The sequence below is a fragment of the Flavobacterium sp. XS2P24 genome (genome assembly GCF_030010285.1).
In the GTDB taxonomy this organism is placed as follows: Bacteria; Bacteroidota; Bacteroidia; order Flavobacteriales; family Flavobacteriaceae; genus Flavobacterium; species Flavobacterium algoritolerans.
Map to the genome: position 1 here is coordinate 98,464 of NZ_JASCRU010000007.1, position 20,797 is coordinate 119,260.

The window sequence follows — 20,797 nt, forward strand, 5'->3', positions numbered from 1 at the left end:
AAGCGTTATTCCTTACTCTTCCTTACTTTATAAATGATTTAAGTATGAACCTAAAACGTGTAATAAGCTACTAAATTGCCAATTATTGCGAATGTTTTAAGATTTCAATAATCGTCTGTGGTAATTAATTTGTCCCAAATGATAGGCTAGGTGCGTGGTCAAATGGACAAGCATAAACTCAGTAGAAGTCTTGTTTTCGAAAACTAAAAGAGGATATTCCTTTTTTAATTCTTCTTCTGATATTGTATTTAATGCATTGTCAACAACGACAATGGTATCTTTGATTTTTGACAGCAATTCTGCTCTTGGAATATCTTTCAGTGAAAATTCTAATGGTCTGTTTCTTATATAGCCTGTCTTTCCAAATTCGGCGCCAATGTAAGTATTTAGATTTCCTACTAAATGCAAACATAGATTTCCGGCTGAATTAGCGATGCCTTTTTGAGTTTTCCAAATATCGCTTTCGTTTTGGTACGACTCAATTTCGGTTTTTAGCTGATTTAAATCTCGGTTGAATAGTGTTTTTAAAGTTTCAATTAGCATTTTTAGTTTCTTTGTATTTTTTCAATGATAGCAGTGCTTGTTGCTGTATTTTATGTTGAAAAAAACCAGTCCAACCTAATAAATATCCGGTAATTCCAAAAGCTTGTTTGGACCATTTCCAGATGTCGAAATCATCAGTGTGCTTTTTGATCAATCCGTCTTTAAACTGAAACTGTGCGCGAATAACATTTACTACTTTTCTATTGCTTTTACTGAATGTGTAGGTAGCTATCCATTGCGCGGAACCAACGTATTCATCTGCTTTTATATCTGAGAACTCAATTTTTATATTTCCTTTACTTTTTTCAATAAGCATTTTCCACATTTGGCAAACATCCTTTTCTTTTAATAATCCAAAAGCAGGATCACGAAACTCAATTTTAGAGTGATAGCATTCACACATAGTTGAAGTATCGGCATTGGCAAAAGCAGTATAAAACTTAATGAGGGTTTTTTCGTTTGGGGTCATATCTACATAAAGTGAGTAGTAAAAATAATAATTTTTTTGTTAAAATTTAGGTTTTAAAAAAGGAATATAGAATAATTTGATGTGATTTATTTCTGATATAGAAACACCAGGAATAATTCAGGATTGATTCTCATTAGATTACATTCAGAAATGGTTTCTCAATTTTAGATAAAAAAAGAGGATAGACTTTTAAGTTTCTATCCTCTTTTATAATTTATTAAATGGTATTCTGTTATCTCGACTTATTTAACGGCAGGAATAATATCAATTATTACGGTACGATTATAAAAACGTTCTTCGGGAGTTTTGTTGTCAAACGGAGAATTATTTTCATTTTCACCATAACCAGATACATCGAATTTAACATCGTTTCTACCCGCTTTAGCTAAACTGCTCTGAAGGATATTTTTTACATCATTTGCACGAGCTAATGACAAGTCCTGATTGTATACTTCTTCACCAATAATATCAGTATGACCTTTGATAATCACAGTTGCTCCAACAGGAATTTTTGGTGTAACTACTTCAGTTAGGTATTTTTCATACAATGAAATCGCTTTAGAAGTATTGAATTCATAGATGATACTATATCGCATCCCTTCTTCCATTTTTGCAGGAGTCCAAAGTACCATGTGAACCGGAGTTTCCTTTTCTATAATTTTACCACTTTTAGTCTGGCCAATCATTTTTACTTTGTAATCTCCTTCTGGACGGTTACCTAAAATTGTTTTTCCAGGAATGCTTACTTCATCTTGAGTATAAGGTCCAAATGATTGTATTTTTCCTTTCTCGTCAGTTATTTGTAATGACCAAGATGATAATGCTTCTCCAGCTCCTTTATTATTGAAAGTAACATAACTTTCCAAAGGTGCTTCTTGTGAAGCTGTAATTTGAACTGGTTTTAATGGCGCATCAGGACCACTTTGAAATTCCATCAATAAATCAGCAGAATTACTTTCGATAGAAACTCTGCGATCTCCTTCACGTAACAAAACCAATTCTAATGTTGCTCCTGGTTGCTCTGATGGGATATTTGGTTTATTTTGACCTTTAGTGGTAATTCTAGTTGGATTTATTACAAATATATTTACCAAATAGGTTTTAACAGATTCCGCCATAGTAAGACCATCTGTATTGCCATTGTTAGAGGAACCCACCAAAGTAATTGTCGATGAAGGATTTTTTTGCATTCGATCTCCAAGGATGTTCAGTACATTATAATAAACAGTCATTTGACGTTTAGAACGATCTGATAAATTTTTTGGAGCAAATGTTTCTAATTGATCTTCTTTAAAGTCTTTTACTTGATTTTTTGTCAATAAGACATAACGATTTGGAATCTCAGTTGATCCTTCATTAAAGAAAACATAGTTTCTAAGCGGGAAAATTTCAGTCATTTTTCTTTCTCCGGGAACGTTGCTTGGAGAATTTACTGAGAACTGCACTTCACGGTCTTTAGCCAAATCCGTTGCTTCTTGAATGTTTTTTCCTTGTCCAAATTTAAGGGCAACTCCAGCTCTGATGGTAGTTATGTTCCAAGTCTCTGTAGCACGAGGATTTTGACCAAAATAAGGTTGGAAAGAAACAAAAGGAGACAATACAAATTGTGTTTTATTACTATCTGAAGAAAGTGGAATATCATATCCTGCACCAACTTGCATTGACAGAATAGTTTTCTCTATCTCGCTAAATTCACCTGTTACTGCAGGAGTTGGAGCTTGATCAGGGAAAGCTGGATTAATGCCTAATTGATAGGTAAATGATTTGTCCATATTGAAAGCCAATCGTGGACCTCCATAAAGATAAAAATTAGATTTAAAAGGAGCAAAACGTACGCTTGGTTCCACGGTGATGTAACTTAAGTCAGTAGATAAATCAGCAGGACAGTCGCATGCTGTTTTTACTTGGTCAAAGGAACCTTTACGGCTATCGTATCCTGCTTGTAACATTACACCCCATCTTGAATCAGCTGGACGATATTCTAAAAGTGGCGCAATAAAAAGACCAGTTCCATTTCCTTCATGAAAAGTAGCCGGAGGCGTAAAACTAGCATTCAACTGATTAGTAGAACCTTCGTAAAAATTAAAATTAGCACCACCAGCAAGTCCAAAGTACCAAGAGGGTTTAGCGTATTTAACCGCTTGAACTTCTTGTGCCTGAACAGTCGTTTGGGCACTTAACCATGTCAATGAGACTACTAAAAGACTTTTTAACGGTAAATTATTAGGTGACCAAGCTTGGCATAGTCTTTTTTTGAAATTATTTATATTGTCCATGTTATTTGTTTTGTTTGATTCATTTTAAATATCCCGTCTTAACGAGTTGAAATTGTTTAGTTGAAACCAATTGTATCTAATTCTTAATTAGCAGGTACATTGATAGTGGTATTAACCATAGTAACTGATGCTACTAGTGAGATTGCTCTACCATTTAATACAGTTTGAACAGCATTTCCTGGTGTTGAGAATGTAACACCTGCTGAAGCAATTATAGTTCCAGTCATAACACCGCCACCAGCTCCATTAATTACAGCCGAACTACCTACATACCAAAATACATTTTTAGCTTGAGCTCCATTAACTAAATTAACATTTTTAGCACCTGTTGGTCCAGCAATTCCTACTGTTAAACCAGCTGCTGTTTGAAAAATCCAAACGGCGTTAGGATCACCTTTGGCATCTAAAGTTAGATCTCCTAATGAAATTTTAAAAGTTGCACCTGCTGATTTATAAATTCCAGGAGGTAACACTAAATTTCCTAATTCACCCGCGCCTGGATCTGTTCCTCCCGGTTTTTGTGCTGGGGAAATACTAATATATGCTGCATTTGCATCAGCTAATCCCTGAGTTGCTATTGCTTCAGAAGTTGCTGAACCAGGAGTTGGTGGTGCAGTATGTATTCTACCATTTACTAGCCCTTTATTTAAAGGTGTTTCTGTGTAAACGTCCCCAGTAGTTCCATCATGAAATCCAGTTACTAATGTAGAAGCAGCAGTTGTTCCGATATTTCCATTAATTACTGTATTCAAACCTTGATTTGTTATTCCGGCATTTCCTCCAAAAACTCCAAAAAATAAACCAGTTGCAGCAGTTGGAACAGTTGTAATAACTGCAGGACTCACTGTAGTAAAATTCCATACATAGTTATTTGCTAATGCAATACCAGCGGTATTTCTTGCGCCAGTTGTGATAGTAGCTGTGTAGATAGTTCCTGGAGTAAGCGGAATACTTGGAGTAAAAGAGGCAGTTGTACCAGAGTAGGCAACGATACCTGGAATAACCACAGTACCTTGTCTTACTATAAAAGTAGTTGCATTAAGAGTTAAGGGATCCATTGCTATACTAAAATCAGCAGTGATAATTTTATTTAGATTAACTCCTATGGCATTGTTTATAGGATCTGTTGTCGTTACTGTAGGTGCAATTCCAGTTTTAAATGTCCATACATAATCTTCTTGTAAAGCATTACCCATCACATCTTTACTGGCAGTTGAAACTCTACCTGTGTAAGTTGTGTTTGGAGATAAAGCAATCGTAGGTGTAAATGACGCAGTGGTACCACTATATGTTATGCTACCTGCTACTTGTCCAGTTCCTGTAATAGTAAAAGAGGATTGATTGATAGTTGCGGCATCCATCTCCTCATTGAAGGTAACTGTAATTATAGGATTGAATGAAACTCCTGTCGCTCCATTTATAGGACTTGTAGCTTGTACAACTGGACAGACACCTATGGTTTCTTGAAAATCATCTGTTGCACAGCTGGAAATTGATGCAATAAACAATATTGCAAACATTAATAGTAAATTTTTAGTTTTCATTATTATTGATTTAGGGGATTAAGTATTTTGTACAGCAAAGATTGTTTTGTTATTGGCTGTTTGTGTTACACAATTAAAAAAGGAAGTTGTGAAATTCACTTATTTGAAAAAGGTTTTCTAATTTTTATGTTGTTAATCAGTTAGTTGTTGTTTAAAATGTATCGTTCTATTTAGTTTTTTTTTTCAGAAACTTAAGGATTCCTAAAAAATTTAATCTAAAATGTATTATGATTTAAATCATTTTTTAAGTCAAAGACACCCATTAAATAGTAAAGAAACATAAAATAGGGTTTAACTTTAATGAAAAAGTTAAACCCTATTATTATAAATTGTTACCCTTTTATGGAATCATGTCTTGTTTGATTATAATTTAGGAAGCGGTTTTATTTAAATACAATTTTCCTTTTTCTCCCAAATTAAAAATGAATTGAGTAAGTTCTTTGGTAAAAGTATCAAGACTCAAAGCAGATTGTTTGATGTAATCTAAAGATTCCTTTAGATCATTTGGTGAATTTATGGATTGATGATGGAGCAAATAGGACAAACCTAAAATATTAGCAATGGGCTGTCTCACTTTGTGGGAAGTCATAAACATCATTTCCTCTAGTCCTTTGATGTATTCTATTTGGTATTCTTCGGCTTTTTTAAGCTCTAGATTAGCAGCAATTAATTCAGCAGCTCGATTTTCTTTTTCTTTATTCTGAAAAAGAAGTTCTTCATTGGCGATAATTAATTCAGCAGCACGATTTTCTTTTTCTTGATTTTGAAACGCAAGTTCTTTATTGGCAATTATCAATTCAGCAGCTCGATTTTCTTTTTCTTGATTTTGAAATGCAAGTTCTTTATTGGCAATTATTAATTCAGCAGCACGATTTTCTTTTTCTTGATTTTGAAACACAAGCTCTTTATTGGCAATTATCAATTCAGCAGCACGTTTTTCCTTTTCTTGATTTTGAAACACAAGCTCTTTATTGGCAATTATCAATTCAGCAGCACGTTTTTCCTTTTCTAAGTTTTGAAAAGCAAGTTCTTTATTTACTAATATTAGCGCTTCTTTTCTGAATCTTTTTTTCATGCCCTTTTCAAATTAATTTTCAAAAAATATAATCTTTAATAAAATAAATTCCCAGGTTAGAACTATTATTTTGAACTTATTTAATAAAGAACAAATAAGTGTTTATAGAAAATTTATCGAATTATCGATGATTATAGCATTCGAATAAATCAATTCAAAACTAAAATGTAAGAGTTATGATTTTGAAGTATCTGAATGTTTTGTAACAACATTAGTAATTACAAATTGTAGTAATGTACCTAATATTCTTTTGATTGGATTATGGGTCGATCCCAGCAAAACTTTTTTAGTTAAATAACCGGTTGATATACCAATAACATTACTGAGTATATTTCCTTTAAAATCAGATGAGGTAGCCATTTGGCCAAAAGCATTTTTGATGATATTCAAAGGTTTCAAACTTTCGTATGTATGATAATACTGGTTTTTAAGATGTACAAACTCGTTAGCTTGTTTTATTTTAAGCAATTGTATCGTTTCCTTAAGAGTGTCTGTCTCGTTAATGGTTTTCATATTAACTGTTTTTAAGCATTTTGACAATGATAAAATTACTGATTGGCATTTTAAGCCATTGATCTTTATTAATGTATAACACTATTGAAATCAGAAAATAAGCACTGGATACTATAAAAAAACCATAATATACTTTACCTAATAATTCGCCTATCCATAAGGAAAGACCAATGTTTACAAGAAATGCAAACATTACAAAAACAATAGAAACGGTTAATCGAGAAAGAAGCGAGGACATAACATCAGCAGTTTTATCTACTGCATTTAACTTCACCAATTCTACTGTTGTTCTAGTATAATCCTCTGCTTTCTCAAAAAGCATTTCTATTGTTGTTGCTGTGTTTTCCATGGGATAATTTGTAAGCGTAATTACTTGTGAAATTTTAAAACCGAAGTGTCTTTTTAGATACTTGTGTTTTTAATTTCGTTTTTTACATCATAAAATTTTGATTTTCCTTCAGAAAGTAATGTTTCACCTTCATGCTTTGCATCATCAAATTTTGACTTTCCTTGAGCGATTAAATTTTCGCCTTCACTCCAAATTTTCTCATACTTTTTATTGATTGTTCCTAATAAAGTATCTAATTTATCTTTTAATTCATCAGCATAATCGTTGCTCTTGTCCATAATTTTTTTTCTTGTTTTGTCCCCTTTTTCAGGTGCAAACAATACTCCTAATAATGCTCCAACGGCTACGCCTCCTAAAACTCCTAATATTATTTTATCTGCTTTCATAATTATTTATTTTATTGTTTTATTATTTGATTTAGATACCCCTACCTTGTATAAGTCTAAATAGTATTGCAATAACTGCAATAACAAGAAGTACGTGTATAATTGATCCTACGCTGAATGCAAAGAATCCAATAGCCCAAAAAATGACTAAAATAACTGCGATTGTGTAAAGAAGATTGCTCATGATTTCTAGTTTTTAATGATTTATATTTGTATTCAATTTATTTTTGTAGGTCAATTAATAAGTAGATGTATTAGATTTTTCGGCCTTGTATAATTCTCAATATAACTGCAATAACTGCGATAACAAGAAGGATATGGATAATTGATCCTACGCTGTATGCAAAGAAACCAATTGCCCAAAAAAGGACTAAAATTACTGCGATAGTGTAAAGTAAATTGCTCATGATTTTTAATTTTTAACGATTATTTTTTGATTAAATTTAGTAAAGTTACATATAAAAAATATATGTATTGTTTTGTTTTACAGTGTTTTATGGTGAAATTAGTTTTGCTTTTTTTAAACTAATTAAAAAGCAAAAGCAGCGTAGAAACTCAGGACGCTATTTTTAGCATCTGGAGAGCTAAAGCTAGTTGATGAGTCTTCTTTTCCAATTTTAGTCAATCCATAATTGTAACGTACTCCAAAACTAACTGGTTCTAAATCAATCCCGACACCACCGGCAAGACCTGCATCAAACTTGTTGAAATCATCCGTGTCAATATTATCTTCAAAATTATAACTACCACTATCTGATTTATTAGTCGTTTTAGCACTTACCATATAAGCTGCATAAGGACCTACATGAATATTAAAATTCTTGGTCACATTAACTACCAATAAAAGAGGTACTTCAATATAATCTAATTTAAATTGAGCAGTTCCACTCACTAAAGCATTGTTGTAAACGAGTTCAGCTCCCTTTCCAGTGTAAGAGATTTCAGGTTGCAAAGCGATATTATTCGAAATAGGCAATTTGGCAAAAAAACCAACATTAAAACCTGTTAACACATTGTTGTCATCAACGTCTTCAGTATATAAATTAGAGAAATTTACGCCTCCTTTTACACCAAATTTTGAAGCGCCGTCTTGTGCATTTGCATTAGTTAAAGTCATGAATGTTATGACTAATGAAGCAAAAATCAGTTTTTTTGAATTTTTCATTTTAATTGTTTTTGTTATAGAATTATTATACTACAAATATCAGCATCTTACGCTCTTACTTTGTTACAATACTTTTGGTTAAGTTTACATTATTCACACCTTAAACGATTTATTGTCAAATATTTTCAGGTTGTTTTTTTAATCAAAAAATAATTAGACAAAAAAAGACGAGTTGTATAACTCGTCTTTTTAATTTACTATTTGTTGTCTACTGTGAGGTTTTTCAATGCCTGGCCAAGTTCATCCATATCGCGATTGTATTCCTGTTTAAAAGATTCCCAATCATTGCTGGTATCATTTTTATAGGTTTCAATCTTAACTTTTATATCATTATTTTTTTGTTCTAAAATATCAATTTTTTCAGCATATTCCTCATCGATTGATTTTCCGGTTTTTTTCATACTGGCTTTCATCTCCGCTATTCTCATTTCATTTTCAGCAATTGTAGCATTAGTACTTGCTTTGAATGCATTCCATTCATCTTCTGTTGCTACTTTTCTTGCATCTGATAATTCTTCTTTTGCATCATCAAGATTTTCTCTTGCGTCTTTTACATTATCTTGAGCAGCTTCTTCTTTTTTAGAAGTATTTTGACAACCTGTTAAAAAGGTTCCAGCCATGAAAGTTGTTATTGCAAGGGTAAAAAGTGTCTTTTTCATTTTATATAGTTTACTATTAAATTTTTTTGATGGGATTAGAAAACTTCCGTTTAACCATTTTATAATTCAAACTAGTAGCATTTAATTTTGCTAGTTTGAATTATGCAACGGTTTTAAAAGTGGGCAATGTAGTAATAGGGGTAAATAAGGTTTTTTTGAAAAAAAAATATTAGATAGACTGTATAATTTTAAGAATTTCTTCTTTGGTTTTCCCCAATTTAATTTGGAGTTTTCTCAGCATTTCTTCTTTTTTACCTTCTGTAAAGAGTAAATCATTCTCGGTCAAAGCAGCAAATTTTTGTTTTAATTTTCCTTTTTGCTCCTCCCAATTTCCTGTAAGTTCTATTGAATTCATTTTTTTGTGTGTATTGTACGCGAAATAGTTTTCACTTTACAAAGTTGGCGCGTTTATGGATTAAATCAGTTATATAACTTTATGAATAGTTTGTTATATTCACTGATTTTGTAAAAAAAGGAATCAATAAATTATTTCTTATGGAATAATTAAATAGCTTTTTTTGGTATTTATATCAAATAACCATTTTTGTTAATTTGAATCGTGAATATGATTTGGAACGTATTTTTTTAATATGTCTTCCAATGATTTGTAATAATCCGTTAGTGTTTTAATATTTATTTCAGGATTTGTATCGTCCGGAATAGTTACAGGCATCTCTGATAAATATTTAGATAATTCAGGATAGTCATTCCGTATTTTCATTGTAATTTCAAGAATAGCGTCATTAAGTTCTTTTTCTGTTTTCATGATGATTTCAATTTTAAGGTTATTTTGAGAGTCACTTTTTATTTGAATTTAAAAAATAAAAATCATTAAAAACATCCTTTACTGGTATGATGTTTTTAATGATTTTAGAGGCATTGAGTTGTTTGTAAATGCCAATTTTTAATTAAAGAGGCATTTTATACAACTATTTTTATAAGATAATAAAAGATCCTATGTCAGTTGTAAGACCAGCTGTAACTACTATCTCCGTTTTTGTTACTGGTAATAATGGTAGAGCAGGAGTGATAGTAATGGTATACGTTCCAGGAGGAAGTCCCATCACTAAGAAATCACCGTTTTCATTTACATTGCTCGTATAACTTACAGCTGTTGATGAAGTTGCTTCAACTACAGCCATTGTTCCTATTGGAGTAATTTTACCTTTTATAGAACCGCTAATTGCTTTTTCTATTGTTCTAATAACCGGTTTCAATTGATATCCGCCATTTCCTAATTTAACCACCGATTTATTGGCATCAAAATCCAAAAGAACGGTATACAATATTCCTTCTTGAAGTGTTTGGTTAACTTGAAGCTTCAATCCGCTTTGTTCTGCACTTGGAGTACTCAAAGGATAACTTATACCATCAAGAACTACTGTATTATCAGCTCCCAGAATAAGTCTTATTTGTTTCACTGAAGAAATTTCAAGTGAATCCGTTGCGATTAATGTATCGACACCATTAGAAAATTCTAGTAAGTTATAAATACCTTTTTCTACATTTAATGCTACGATTTTACCGTCATCTCCTATAACTTCCACGCCTTGTATGTCTACATTTACTTCTTCATAAGGACCTGGAGCGTCAGTCAGTCTCACGGCATAAGGATAACTGGCATTGGTATCATCATTGTTACAGGAATAGATTAGTAATCCAAGCATGATGAAAGACAGAATAAATTTCATTTTTTTCATTTTCATTTTAATTTAGGGGTTCAAAATATTTATAGTATTGTAAAGATACTTTGCGCCTACAAATCAAATGTTATACAACTTTACTATAAAGTTGTAGAATTCTCACTTATAAGGATAAAATAATAAGTATTTTCTTAATTCGGCATGCTTTAAGGGAAATATTATATGGTATTGCTATTTTAAAACTATTTTATAGTATCAAATTTTGCCCCAATATTTAATTCCTTTTTCATTTCTATTTCTTCCTGATCTTCGAGCTCTTCCAGCTTTTTATCTTCTGCTTTTTTCTTTTTATTGAAATAGCCTCTCAACAGAAAATTATGTTTTGCAGCTTCTATAACTTCATTGAGTCCTTCGGTTCCTGTTTTTACATTTGTTAGTGTAGAATCAATCATTCGACCCATTTTCTCATCACTGACTAATTTTGACAACGCTCCTTTTCCATTATTCATCTTGAAAGTAAATTTTTGAAATTCATTTGAACTGTTTTCAAGATTAGAAACCATGTTTTTTATACTGTTTCCAAATTCCTCATCGGAGACTAATTTAGATAAAGCGCCATTTCCGTTATTCATGCTGTAACTGAACTGGGCAAGTTGAGCTGTAATAACGCCGGCATTATCAACACTCTTTTTTACGCTGACCATTAAATCATCCATTTCTATAGCTTGCTTTGAAGCTATATTATCGTTGTTTTCTACAATTACATTAGAGTTTTTCCCGGAGGATATGGTGAGCACTTTATCGCCCATTAAACCATCAGAACTAATGCTCGCAATAGCATCTTTCTTGATGTATTTACGAACTTCTTCTTTTATGATTAATTTAATTACTACAGAAGTATCCGTAAGAAATTCAATTTCTTCCACCGTACCGATATTGATACCTGAAAAACGAACATTATTGCCTACTTCAAGTCCGTTCACCGAATTAAATTTCGAATTCAATTCAAATGTAGAGCCAAATAAATTTTTCTGCTTTCCAACAAAATATATTGTTGTAACAAAAAGTACTAACCCTATAATTACAAACATTCCTAATTTCCATTGGTATCCAGATTCTTTATTCATTTTATATTTTTTTATTGGTTATATGAAAAAAGAACGAACCCATTCGTCATCACTTTTTTCTAATTCTTCGTAAGTTCCTTCGGTATGTATTACACCATCTTTTAGAATCACAAGCCGATCAGCAGTGTGTTTTGCACAAGCCATATCATGAGTAATAATAATCGAAGATGTTTTATGCTTTTTTTGAATTTCTAATAATAATTCGCTGATTTCTCTGGATGTTATTGTGTCTAATCCAGTGGTAGGTTCATCATATAATATGATTTCGGGTTTTAGAATAAGGGTTCTTGCGAGACCAATTCTTTTTCGCATTCCTCCTGATAATTCCGAAGGCATTTTATCAATTGCCTCAGCCAGGCCAACGCTCTCCAAAACGTCTTTTATTTGATTTTCTAATTCTTCGGTAGATAAATCTTTGGCGTGTCGTTTCAATGTAAATCCTAGATTTTCTCGAACACTCATGGAATCATACAGCGCTGCATTTTGAAAAAGAAAACCTATTCGAACTCTGATTTTATTAAGCTCAGCGGTATCTATTTTTGTGATATCGGTACCAAATACATTTATTTCACCTTCGTCCGCAACCACTAAACCAACTAAACATTTTATGGTTATTGATTTCCCGGAACCTGATTTTCCTAAGACTACTAAATTTTCACCTTTATTTACAGAGAAAGTAACTCCTTTTAAAACCTCATTTTTGCCAAAGGATTTATAAAGTTCTTTTATTTCTATAACTGGACTATTCGTTTTAGGAACTGGAGCAGGAGCTATTGTTGTTGTTTCTTGTATCATTTTAGAAAAATAAATCAGTTAATTGTACGGCAAGCATATCAATAATAAATATTGTTAGCGAAGCAGTAACTACAGCAGAATTTGCCGCTTTCCCAACACTTTCAGTTCCATTAGCCGCATTAAATCCTTTATAACAGCCAATCATTCCAATAAAGAAACCAAAGAAAAAAGTTTTCATAGTCGCCGGAAAAATATCTAAAAATGTAATGGATTCTAAAACTTGTGAGATGTAACGGTATAAACTAACATCACTATGAATATTTATTCCCACATATCCTCCGATAATCCCAATACCATCTGCATAAATCACTAAAAGCGGAATCATAAGTGTAGTGGCTAAAATCCTTGTAACGACTAAATATTTATACGGATTTATTGCTGAAACTTCCATCGCATCTATTTGTTCCGTCACTTTCATGGACCCTAACTCAGCACCAATACCGGACGAAACTTTACCAGCACAAATCAAAGCAGTAATTACGGGTGCTATTTCTCGTATTAAAGAAAGAGCAACCATACTAGGTAACCACGATTCTGCGCCAAACTTAGCTAATGTAGGTCTTGATTGCAGTGTAAGCACTAAGCCCATTATAAATCCTGTGATGGTTACTAATGGCAAAGATTTATACCCAATAACATAACATTGTTTCATGAACTCCTTGATTTCATAGGGAGGTTTGATCACTTCTTTGAAAAAACGCGCTGCAAATAATGTAATGTTGCCTACATCATTGAAAGTTTCTTTCAAGTACGTTATTATGCTTTCTTTTCTGGCTGTTATTATACTATTCATTAGTCATTGTGTTTGTATAAATGCGAATTAAGTATTGACTTAAAGTGAATCAGAAGAAATGGTTTGCTTTAAGACAACATTAAATCTCCTAACTTTTTCACCTTATCATGATGCGCAGTTAATAAAAGTTGTTGTGATTTAAGGATAATAAGAAGCTCAACGGTAAGATGATCAAAATTATCGATCAAGGTTTCTTTATAACTTTTTATAGCTACAAATTCTTTATATTCAAGAGTGTTTAAAATATCTTCTCTGTCTTTATCGACAAGTTTTGCCTTGAAATTCATCCAAAGCTTCACAAAAAAGTTATTTTTTTTAATCACATCCACTGGAATTCCGCCCATTTTTTGAACTTCTTCTGCCAGTTCTGATTTAAAAATTTCACTTGTTTTTTGGAATTCAGAAAACAAATTTTTCAAATCACTTTCTTCTGTTACTATTGTTGCAGTTTCATAAACCTGAATTCTATCATTATTGATTTCAATAAGATTATTTAATACCACAATTGATTTCTCTTTATTCATCTTATTCTATTTTAACAGTGATTAAACTAGATTATACTGTACTACATTTATTTAAGATTGTCTGCTTTGCAAAGGTCATTATCAATGCCAAAAAATGTGTTATATAACTATTATTTAAAGTTGCATTATTCACACATTCAATAAATTGAAATTTTAGCATCAGAATTAAGCTTCTTTTTTAGTACCTGCAACTATCAAGACAACACCGCCTACAGCAAGTATAATTCCTATAATTGGAGACCATTTTACGGGATGATTAACTTCTTTGTTAATTTGAATTGGACCTATGTCAACTACTTTTTCAGTTGTTACATAATTAAAACTAGTATACAACAACATAATTATTCCTAAAATAATCATAACGATTCCTATAGTTCTTGTTTTCATTTTTAAAAGTTTTTAAGTTGATATATAATGGTATAAAGGTTGAATTATGCTCTTGAAAAGTATTCTTTAACAAAATTATGTTGCTGATTTACGTCCATTTTATCAGTGTCTTTAATCTCGAATTTAATTTTTAAAAAACGGGTGTCTTCACTCAAAAGATCAAAGAGTTCTATTTTTGCATCAGTTGGTCCAAAGAGAATTACGCGTTTGTAATTTTTTATGGCTTCGCCAATTTTTTTATAGTACTCAAAAAGTTGTTTTCTCTCTTTACTAAAATTTGAATTTTCGGATTTTGCTAAACTTGCCATTTTTTCCTGATTGCTAAGTTCTGATTCAATGGTTTCAATTTCAAAATGCTTGGAAGTAAATTCCATTAAATGGGCCATGGAATGATCCATCCAAATGCCTAATTTCTTTGTTGTTTTCATAATAGTTTTTTTAGCGTTATGTGATGTAACTGTTGTTATAATTAATGAATTACAATTATTTAAAGTTCAGTTATTTAATCTAAAAAAATATTACATTACTTTAGGTAAAGATTATATAATTTACATGTTTTAAGTAGGGTTTTTAATCCTAATAATTTGAATGAAAATTGAAATAATTCCTGCTTAGAAAAGCAATAATTATTATACCAAAAAGGGCTATTGTAAAAACAATAGCCCTTAACCAAACCTAAAAAAAACCAACCTAACCTTACTATTTTTATAAATCTACTGTTGTGGTAGATTTATCTTCTTCTATTTTTTTAGGAGTTATTTTACCAACTCTGCAATGACTTTTTGAAGCTGAATAAACTTCGTTTTCTGAATTTTCCATGTTTTTATATTTTTATTATTCTAAATATCTTCTTAGTGTCCAAGCCATTGTTTCGTGTGCTTCCATCAAACCTGTCAGGAAATCAGCAGTTCCGGCATCTTTATTTTCTTCAGCACTTGTATCAACATCTTTTCGAAGATGAACAATAACTGTTTCATGATCTTCCAGTAATTCTTTAACCATTTCTTTTTGAGATGGATAATGATTAGGCGATTCTTTGATGATGCTTAAATCTGAAAACTCTTTCATCGTTCCAATAGTTTTTCCTCCTAATTTGCTGATGCGTTCTGCAATTTCATCTATTGAAGCTTCTAGTTGTGTATACTGTCCTTCAAATAATTTATGAAACTCCATAAAACTTTCACCAGAAACATTCCAATGAAATTTTCTTAATTTAATATATAGTGTCATTTCATTCGCTAAAATTGACGATAAGATAGAAATACTATTTTTTAAATGTTCTTGTGTAATTCCAATTTGTGGTTTCATATTTTCTATATTTAATATTTAATTGCCGCTACTTTTTTTAAGACTTTGTACACGTTTTTTTTAAAATCATTCAAACGGTGTGCAACAATTAATAAAGTATCATGATAGTACAAAGGTCATTTGATTTCGCTCTAAAAGTATTATAAGATTGTAAAAATAAGTTACATGATTCACACCTTATGGGAGTATAAAAGCTATGTAATCAGTGTTTTTTGGTTTAGTATTGAAGTTTTAATCAATTGATTAATCTATGTTTAAGCAATAGAAACTTCTTTAGCCAGATAAATTTCCTGAACAGCTTGTATCAGTTTTACACCTTCGCCAAAGGGGCGTTGGAAAGCTTTTCGACCCATAATCATTCCGCTACCACCAGCTCTTTTGTTTATGACGGCAGTTTTTATGGCTTCGGCCAAATCAGTTTCACCTTTAGATTCCCCTCCGGAATTAATCATGCTGATTCGACCGGAAAAACAGTTCATTACCTGATAGCGGCATAAATCTATAGGATGATCTGAGGCTAATTTTGTATACATATCTGGATTTGTTTTGGCAAATTGTATTGCCGTAAAACCACCGTTATTAGTAGGTAGCTTTTGTTTAATAATATCTGCCTGGATAGAAACCCCCAAGTAATTGGCTTGACCGGTAATATCAGCAGCGGTATTATAATCGACACCGTTTTTAATAAATCCATCATTTCTTGCGTAACACCAAAGAATGGTTGCCATGCCTAAATTATGCGCTTCTTCAAAAGCTTTTGCCACTTCTATAATTTGCCTGTCTGATTCGGCTGAGCCAAAGTAAACAGTTGCTCCCACAGCTACAGCTCCCATATTCCAGGCATCTCGAACACTCCCAAACATGATTTGATCGTACTTATTGGGATAGGTTAGGAGTTCATTGTGATTGATTTTTACCACAAACGGAATTTTATGCGCATATTTTCTAGATAACATTGCCAGTCCTCCCATTGTGGAAGCCACCGCATTACAGCCCGCTTCAATGGCAAGTTTCACGATGTTTTCGGGGTCAAAATAAATAGGATTTGGAGAAAAAGAACTTCCCGCAGTATGTTCAATTCCTTGATCTACGGGTAAAATAGAAATATAACCAGTATCCGAAAGTCGGCCATGATGGTATAATTGTGTCAAACTTCTAATCGTTTGTGCGTTTCGATTGCTTTGTAAAAAAACGGTATCTATATGCGAAGGATTGGGTAAATGAATTTGATCTTTCGAAATTGTTTTACAGACACGATTCAGTAAAAAGTCTTTTTCATTGCCTAATAAAGCTAATAATTGCGCTATATTTTTCATCTTGAAACAGTCTAGATTTACAATAGTTTTCCCGTTTTAAAACACTGATATAAAGATAGTTATATTTAATAATTTAAATCTTGTAAATGATTAAAAATTAAATTAATGGCTATGAAATGAAGTGTTTGTGAGTTTTAAAATGGCTGAATTAATGTTTTTAACAAGGAAAAAGTAGCGTTTAAAAAAGTCCAAAGAATTTGAAAATTACTTATTTGTGACCAAGTAAAACGAAAAATAACTTTCTTTGAATCCGAAAAAACAAGGAAAGTTATTTAGTGTATTGTACCTTTAAAACAAATTTGACTGTTTTGTTTGGCTATAAAATAGCTTCACATTGTATAAAGATACAGGTATTTTAGTGTAACCAATAATTTAATAGAGATCCGCTAAAATTGGATTTCAATCAAAATGAACTAAGTACTAGTATATTTTTATGATTCGTCTTTTGTTGTACGAACCAAACTGATTCCAGAAACGAAGAAAATAATACCCAGTACGCCGTAAATGATTAATGATTTAACATCTGTCATGTCGCCAGATGTTCCAGCAAATACTATAGCAGTATAAATAAGACCACCTATTCCAAGTGCGGTAAGTAATGCTCCAAAAATTCTTTTAAGATTCATAATTTTATTTTTTAAAGATTGATATTGTAATTTATTTTTATGTTTAACTTTCAAAGTCTACTTGATAAAAATAGAAATGCTTTGAGGTTTTATTAATTCAAGTATTTGTATTTGAATTAATTACAAAGCAAATGTATTTCTGTTTGACTCTAAAAGTGTTACATAATTGTCAATAAAAGTTATATCATTCACACTTTAAAAAATACTACATTCTATCCATGTACCAATTTAATTGCTTTTCCATTTTTTGATATTTAAAAACAGAAGTGATTATTTTTTGTAAGCGAACAAAAGCGGTTTCGCTTTTCACCACATAGTCCACAGCTTTATGATGCATACAGTTTATGGCAACTTCAATTTTATCTTGGGAGGACAACATTATTACTGGAATTTCTGGATTGAATGCTTTTATTTTATCTAATGTTTCAATTCCGTTCATTGCATTTGCAACTATACCATCAAGTTGATAATCTAAAATTACTACATCTGGATTGTTATTTATATTAGCGATGCACAGCTCTCCAGTAGAATAAGTCTCCACTGTAAAATCAGCATTTTCTAAAAATTCAATTTCTAAAGATTTTAAAAACAAGGCATCATCATCTACTAGGAATATCTTTATTTTAGTATCATTTTTCATTATATGGTATTTTTGATTATATTAAGTTCTTCTTGTAATTCTTGGCATGCTTGTAAACAAATTTCTTCAAGTTGCAGGACTAAGTCATCTATTCCTTCCATTTTTTCGTGCGCAATTGCAAATTCCTGAATTTTTTTCGCCATATTTTCAAAGTTAGGATTCATGCCCATTATGGCAAAAGACGGAATCATTTTATGCGCTGCAGCACCCAATAATTGCCAGTTTTTATCTTCTAAACTTTGTTTAATGGTATTGATTAAAGGTGGAGTTTGTGTTAAATACAATGAAATCATTTCCATCATTAACGCTGGATTTGATTTTGTTCGCTGATTTAAATAAATCAAATCAATACATTTAATTTTTTCCTCCTTCACGCTATTTTCTTCTATATTCTCATTAAGCTTAGCGCTAAGTTTTTCAAGTTTTGGTTTTTTTAATATTCCAACAATCTTACTGTATAACAGCCTTTCATTAACGGGTTTTGCCAGATAATCATTCATTCCTACTGCTTTACATTTAGCTAAATCGACTGTTGTAACGTCAGCAGTTAAAGCGATTATAGGAATTTTAGAATTCATTGTTTTACGAATGTATTCTGTAGCTTCAAATCCATTCATTTCTGGCATTTGTAAGTCCATTAGAATGATATCGTATTCGTTTTCTTTTAATTTCTCGATAGCTATTTTACCATTTTCAGCAATGTCTCTGGAAAATCCAAAGTCATCCAATAATGTTTTCATTAATAGTTGATTAAGAGGAATATCCTCAACAACTAATACTTTTATGTTTTTTATTTCAGTATCTAATTCTAGCAGTTCATTCTCTAATTCAGCGTCAGCATTTGTTTTTTGAAAACTCAATGTAAAACTAAACGTAGATCCTTCATTAACAGTACTTCTTACACGAATACTTCCTCCTTGTGGTTCCACTAATTGTTTCACTATGGCAAGTCCTAATCCTGTTCCGCCATATAATCTTGAAGTACCACTGGAGGCTTGTTGAAAATTTTCAAATATTTTTCCAATTTTTTCGTCGGGAATGCCTATTCCAGTATCAGTTACCGCAAATTCAATAATTACTTTATCATCTTCCTCATGCAATAAATGAACACTTACCGTAATCTTTCCTTTAGAGGTAAATTTTACGGCATTACTCACCAAGTTTAAAATAATTTGGTGCAAACGAACAGGGTCACCTACAATAACATCAGGAATTTTACTGTCATATTCCGTAATTAATTTTAAATTTTTTTCTTGAATTTTTGTTTCAAACAAATGAAGCATGGCTAATATGGAAGATTTCATTTTGAATGGTGTTTTCTCAAATGTCATCTTACCCGCATCAACTTTTGCTAAATCAAGGATATCATTTATGAGTACGATTAAGGCATCGCCACTCATTTTAATTGCATTTAAATATTCTTTTTGTTTTGGCGACAATTCTGTTTTTAAAACCACTTTAGTAAATCCGATAATTGCATTCATCGGTGTACGAATTTCATGGCTCATATTAGACAAAAATTGCTGCTTTGCTTTTACTGCATTTTCCGCTATAATGGTAGCACTTTCGGCATTTATTTTGGCTTCTTCTGCAATTTCGGTGGCTAATTCAGCAAAAACCCGTGCTTCTACCAGCTCCGTAGCAATTCTTTTTTGTTCCGTTACATCTCTGGCAACAATTACAACCCCAAGTACATCTCCTTTATCATCTTTATAAACAGAACCATTGAATAATACATCCGTCAGCTTGCCTTCTTTGTGGCGAAGTGTAAGCGGAGAATCAGCTACGGAACCTTTCTCGAATACTTCTTGATATACTTCACGGGCTTTTTGTTGCTCCGTAAAATAATCGAAAAAATCAGAATCTGTAAGCTCATCACGCGTCATACCCGTAATGTTTACCAAAGCCTCATTCATATCCGTAATTTTACCTTTGGTATTTATAGTGACCAATGGATCCCGACTAGCTTCAATCAAACTGAGAGAATATTGCGAAGCTAATTTTGCTGCGTAACTAAGTTCTTCCAGTTTTTTATTGGCAATTTGTTGTTTTGCTTTTTCTTGGTTTTGAAATAGAAGTTCTTCATTGGCAATCACTAATTCAGCAGCTCGTTTTTCTTTTTCATCATTTTGAAAAGCAAGCTCTTTATTGGCTACAACTAATTCGGCTTCACGTTTGTCTTTTTCATCATTTTGAAATAGAAGCTCTTTATTGGCAATGATTAATTCATTAGCTCTTTTTTCTTTCTCATCATTTTGAAAAGCAAGCTCTTTATTTGCAATTGCAAGTTCAGCCGCTCGTTTCTCTTTCTCATCATTTTGAAATAGAAGCTCTTTATTAGCAATGATTAATTCATTAGCTCTTTTTTCTTTCTCATCATTTTGAAAAGCAAGCTCTTTATTGGCAATTACCAGTTCAGCTGCCCTTTTTTCTTTTTCATCGTTTTGAAAAGCAAGCTCTTTATTGGCAATTGCAAGTTCAGCCGCTCGTTTCTCTTTTTCATCATTTTGAAATAGAAGCTCTTTATTAGCAATGATTAATTCATTAGCTCTTTTTTCTTTCTCATCATTTTGAAAAGCAAGCTCTTTATTGGCAATTACCAGTTCAGCTGCCCTTTTTTCTTTTTCATCGTTTTGAAAAGCAAGCTCTTTATTGGCAA

The 20,797-nt window shown here is 31.8% G+C and carries 26 protein-coding genes; all 26 read right to left on the bottom strand.

Annotation, left to right across the window (positions count from 1 at the left end; genetic code table 11):
- Positions 1-96 precede the first annotated feature (96 nt).
- Positions 97-543 carry a DUF1572 family protein gene (locus tag QLS31_RS07615; protein ID WP_282743350.1) on the bottom strand — a complete coding sequence of 149 codons (447 nt, stop codon included), beginning with the start codon at positions 541-543 and terminating at the stop codon, positions 97-99.
- Complete coding sequence (locus QLS31_RS07620) at positions 533-1,012, bottom strand: nuclear transport factor 2 family protein (protein ID WP_282743351.1); 480 nt, start codon at positions 1,010-1,012, stop codon at positions 533-535. Before QLS31_RS07620 ends, QLS31_RS07615 begins: the two co-directional genes overlap by 11 nt.
- Positions 1,013-1,254: 242 nt before the next feature.
- The gene (locus QLS31_RS07625; protein WP_282743352.1) at positions 1,255-3,288 is read right to left on the bottom strand and encodes an OmpA family protein; all 2,034 of its coding nucleotides are present in this window, start codon (positions 3,286-3,288) and stop codon (positions 1,255-1,257) included.
- Positions 3,289-3,371: 83 nt separating this feature from the next.
- Positions 3,372-4,832, bottom strand: a complete 1,461-nt coding sequence (locus QLS31_RS07630; protein ID WP_282718589.1) for an ice-binding family protein — start codon at positions 4,830-4,832, stop codon at positions 3,372-3,374.
- 370 nt (positions 4,833-5,202) lie between these two features.
- Positions 5,203-5,907: a diguanylate cyclase gene (locus QLS31_RS07635; protein ID WP_282713429.1), complete on the bottom strand. Its 705-nt coding sequence runs from the start codon at positions 5,905-5,907 to the stop codon at positions 5,203-5,205.
- Positions 5,908-6,081: 174 nt separating this feature from the next.
- Entirely contained in the window at positions 6,082-6,420 is a 339-nt protein-coding gene (locus QLS31_RS07640) for a hypothetical protein (RefSeq protein WP_282718591.1), read from the bottom strand.
- A gap of 1 nt (position 6,421) precedes the next feature.
- On the bottom strand, positions 6,422-6,769 hold the full coding sequence (locus tag QLS31_RS07645) for a hypothetical protein (protein WP_282713427.1): 348 nt from the start codon (positions 6,767-6,769) through the stop codon (positions 6,422-6,424).
- Positions 6,770-6,822: 53 nt separating this feature from the next.
- Positions 6,823-7,155, bottom strand: coding sequence for a YtxH domain-containing protein (locus QLS31_RS07650; protein WP_282713426.1), 333 nt, complete (start codon positions 7,153-7,155; stop codon positions 6,823-6,825).
- Between the two features lie 31 nt (positions 7,156-7,186).
- Positions 7,187-7,339 carry a lmo0937 family membrane protein gene (locus QLS31_RS07655; RefSeq protein ID WP_121342223.1) on the bottom strand — a complete coding sequence of 51 codons (153 nt, stop codon included), beginning with the start codon at positions 7,337-7,339 and terminating at the stop codon, positions 7,187-7,189.
- A gap of 70 nt (positions 7,340-7,409) precedes the next feature.
- The gene (locus QLS31_RS07660) at positions 7,410-7,562 is read right to left on the bottom strand and encodes a lmo0937 family membrane protein (RefSeq protein ID WP_121342222.1); all 153 of its coding nucleotides are present in this window, start codon (positions 7,560-7,562) and stop codon (positions 7,410-7,412) included.
- Between the two features lie 122 nt (positions 7,563-7,684).
- Positions 7,685-8,320 (bottom strand): porin family protein, encoded by a 636-nt coding sequence (locus tag QLS31_RS07665; RefSeq protein WP_282743353.1) that lies wholly within the window; start codon positions 8,318-8,320, stop codon positions 7,685-7,687.
- Between the two features lie 197 nt (positions 8,321-8,517).
- Positions 8,518-8,979, bottom strand: coding sequence for a hypothetical protein (locus QLS31_RS07670; RefSeq protein WP_282743354.1), 462 nt, complete (start codon positions 8,977-8,979; stop codon positions 8,518-8,520).
- 169 nt (positions 8,980-9,148) lie between these two features.
- Positions 9,149-9,334, bottom strand: a complete 186-nt coding sequence (locus QLS31_RS07675; RefSeq protein WP_099715308.1) for a CsbD family protein — start codon at positions 9,332-9,334, stop codon at positions 9,149-9,151.
- 192 nt (positions 9,335-9,526) lie between these two features.
- On the bottom strand, positions 9,527-9,745 hold the full coding sequence (locus tag QLS31_RS07680) for a hypothetical protein (RefSeq protein WP_282743356.1): 219 nt from the start codon (positions 9,743-9,745) through the stop codon (positions 9,527-9,529).
- A 169-nt stretch (positions 9,746-9,914) separates the two neighbouring features.
- The gene (locus tag QLS31_RS07685) at positions 9,915-10,679 is read right to left on the bottom strand and encodes a DUF4382 domain-containing protein (RefSeq protein WP_282743357.1); all 765 of its coding nucleotides are present in this window, start codon (positions 10,677-10,679) and stop codon (positions 9,915-9,917) included.
- Positions 10,680-10,864: 185 nt separating this feature from the next.
- Positions 10,865-11,749 carry an MlaD family protein gene (locus QLS31_RS07690; protein ID WP_121342218.1) on the bottom strand — a complete coding sequence of 295 codons (885 nt, stop codon included), beginning with the start codon at positions 11,747-11,749 and terminating at the stop codon, positions 10,865-10,867.
- 18 nt (positions 11,750-11,767) lie between these two features.
- Positions 11,768-12,544 (bottom strand): ATP-binding cassette domain-containing protein, encoded by a 777-nt coding sequence (locus QLS31_RS07695; protein WP_282743358.1) that lies wholly within the window; start codon positions 12,542-12,544, stop codon positions 11,768-11,770.
- A gap of 1 nt (position 12,545) precedes the next feature.
- On the bottom strand, positions 12,546-13,304 hold the full coding sequence (locus QLS31_RS07700; RefSeq protein WP_282743363.1) for an ABC transporter permease: 759 nt from the start codon (positions 13,302-13,304) through the stop codon (positions 12,546-12,548).
- A gap of 101 nt (positions 13,305-13,405) precedes the next feature.
- A complete protein-coding gene (locus tag QLS31_RS07705) occupies positions 13,406-13,861 on the bottom strand; it encodes a PA2169 family four-helix-bundle protein (RefSeq protein WP_282718596.1) in 456 nt (151 codons plus the stop codon).
- Between the two features lie 165 nt (positions 13,862-14,026).
- The gene (locus tag QLS31_RS07710) at positions 14,027-14,248 is read right to left on the bottom strand and encodes a hypothetical protein (RefSeq protein WP_121342215.1); all 222 of its coding nucleotides are present in this window, start codon (positions 14,246-14,248) and stop codon (positions 14,027-14,029) included.
- A 44-nt stretch (positions 14,249-14,292) separates the two neighbouring features.
- Positions 14,293-14,676 (bottom strand): hypothetical protein, encoded by a 384-nt coding sequence (locus QLS31_RS07715; RefSeq protein ID WP_282743360.1) that lies wholly within the window; start codon positions 14,674-14,676, stop codon positions 14,293-14,295.
- 406 nt (positions 14,677-15,082) lie between these two features.
- Positions 15,083-15,556 carry a DNA starvation/stationary phase protection protein gene (locus QLS31_RS07720; RefSeq protein ID WP_282713412.1) on the bottom strand — a complete coding sequence of 158 codons (474 nt, stop codon included), beginning with the start codon at positions 15,554-15,556 and terminating at the stop codon, positions 15,083-15,085.
- Positions 15,557-15,810: 254 nt separating this feature from the next.
- The gene (locus QLS31_RS07725) at positions 15,811-16,872 is read right to left on the bottom strand and encodes a class I fructose-bisphosphate aldolase (protein ID WP_282743361.1); all 1,062 of its coding nucleotides are present in this window, start codon (positions 16,870-16,872) and stop codon (positions 15,811-15,813) included.
- A gap of 431 nt (positions 16,873-17,303) precedes the next feature.
- Positions 17,304-17,498, bottom strand: coding sequence for a hypothetical protein (locus tag QLS31_RS07730; RefSeq protein ID WP_099716318.1), 195 nt, complete (start codon positions 17,496-17,498; stop codon positions 17,304-17,306).
- Positions 17,499-17,703: 205 nt separating this feature from the next.
- Positions 17,704-18,138, bottom strand: a complete 435-nt coding sequence (locus QLS31_RS07735; RefSeq protein WP_099715318.1) for a response regulator — start codon at positions 18,136-18,138, stop codon at positions 17,704-17,706.
- Positions 18,138-20,797: ATP-binding protein (locus QLS31_RS07740; RefSeq protein WP_282743362.1), on the bottom strand; the 2,660-nt coding region annotated here is incomplete at its 5' end. The genes QLS31_RS07740 and QLS31_RS07735, both read right to left, overlap by 1 nt.

What these genes read in the sequence shown, in the direction of transcription:
- QLS31_RS07615 (WP_282743350.1), bottom strand. Translation starts at nt 543, where the DNA reads ATGCTAATTGAAACTTTAAAAACACTATTCAACCGAGATTTAAATCAG.
- QLS31_RS07620 (WP_282743351.1), bottom strand. Translation starts at nt 1,012, where the DNA reads ATGACCCCAAACGAAAAAACCCTCATTAAGTTTTATACTGCTTTTGCC.
- QLS31_RS07625 (WP_282743352.1), bottom strand. Translation starts at nt 3,288, where the DNA reads ATGGACAATATAAATAATTTCAAAAAAAGACTATGCCAAGCTTGGTCA.
- QLS31_RS07630 (WP_282718589.1), bottom strand. Translation starts at nt 4,832, where the DNA reads ATGAAAACTAAAAATTTACTATTAATGTTTGCAATATTGTTTATTGCA.
- QLS31_RS07635 (WP_282713429.1), bottom strand. Translation starts at nt 5,907, where the DNA reads ATGAAAAAAAGATTCAGAAAAGAAGCGCTAATATTAGTAAATAAAGAA.
- QLS31_RS07640 (WP_282718591.1), bottom strand. Translation starts at nt 6,420, where the DNA reads ATGAAAACCATTAACGAGACAGACACTCTTAAGGAAACGATACAATTG.
- QLS31_RS07645 (WP_282713427.1), bottom strand. Translation starts at nt 6,769, where the DNA reads ATGGAAAACACAGCAACAACAATAGAAATGCTTTTTGAGAAAGCAGAG.
- QLS31_RS07650 (WP_282713426.1), bottom strand. Translation starts at nt 7,155, where the DNA reads ATGAAAGCAGATAAAATAATATTAGGAGTTTTAGGAGGCGTAGCCGTT.
- QLS31_RS07655 (WP_121342223.1), bottom strand. Translation starts at nt 7,339, where the DNA reads ATGAGCAATCTTCTTTACACAATCGCAGTTATTTTAGTCATTTTTTGG.
- QLS31_RS07660 (WP_121342222.1), bottom strand. Translation starts at nt 7,562, where the DNA reads ATGAGCAATTTACTTTACACTATCGCAGTAATTTTAGTCCTTTTTTGG.
- QLS31_RS07665 (WP_282743353.1), bottom strand. Translation starts at nt 8,320, where the DNA reads ATGAAAAATTCAAAAAAACTGATTTTTGCTTCATTAGTCATAACATTC.
- QLS31_RS07670 (WP_282743354.1), bottom strand. Translation starts at nt 8,979, where the DNA reads ATGAAAAAGACACTTTTTACCCTTGCAATAACAACTTTCATGGCTGGA.
- QLS31_RS07675 (WP_099715308.1), bottom strand. Translation starts at nt 9,334, where the DNA reads ATGAATTCAATAGAACTTACAGGAAATTGGGAGGAGCAAAAAGGAAAA.
- QLS31_RS07680 (WP_282743356.1), bottom strand. Translation starts at nt 9,745, where the DNA reads ATGAAAACAGAAAAAGAACTTAATGACGCTATTCTTGAAATTACAATG.
- QLS31_RS07685 (WP_282743357.1), bottom strand. Translation starts at nt 10,679, where the DNA reads ATGAAAAAAATGAAATTTATTCTGTCTTTCATCATGCTTGGATTACTA.
- QLS31_RS07690 (WP_121342218.1), bottom strand. Translation starts at nt 11,749, where the DNA reads ATGAATAAAGAATCTGGATACCAATGGAAATTAGGAATGTTTGTAATT.
- QLS31_RS07695 (WP_282743358.1), bottom strand. Translation starts at nt 12,544, where the DNA reads ATGATACAAGAAACAACAACAATAGCTCCTGCTCCAGTTCCTAAAACG.
- QLS31_RS07705 (WP_282718596.1), bottom strand. Translation starts at nt 13,861, where the DNA reads ATGAATAAAGAGAAATCAATTGTGGTATTAAATAATCTTATTGAAATC.
- QLS31_RS07710 (WP_121342215.1), bottom strand. Translation starts at nt 14,248, where the DNA reads ATGAAAACAAGAACTATAGGAATCGTTATGATTATTTTAGGAATAATT.
- QLS31_RS07715 (WP_282743360.1), bottom strand. Translation starts at nt 14,676, where the DNA reads ATGAAAACAACAAAGAAATTAGGCATTTGGATGGATCATTCCATGGCC.
- QLS31_RS07720 (WP_282713412.1), bottom strand. Translation starts at nt 15,556, where the DNA reads ATGAAACCACAAATTGGAATTACACAAGAACATTTAAAAAATAGTATT.
- QLS31_RS07725 (WP_282743361.1), bottom strand. Translation starts at nt 16,872, where the DNA reads ATGAAAAATATAGCGCAATTATTAGCTTTATTAGGCAATGAAAAAGAC.
- QLS31_RS07730 (WP_099716318.1), bottom strand. Translation starts at nt 17,498, where the DNA reads ATGAATCTTAAAAGAATTTTTGGAGCATTACTTACCGCACTTGGAATA.
- QLS31_RS07735 (WP_099715318.1), bottom strand. Translation starts at nt 18,138, where the DNA reads ATGAAAAATGATACTAAAATAAAGATATTCCTAGTAGATGATGATGCC.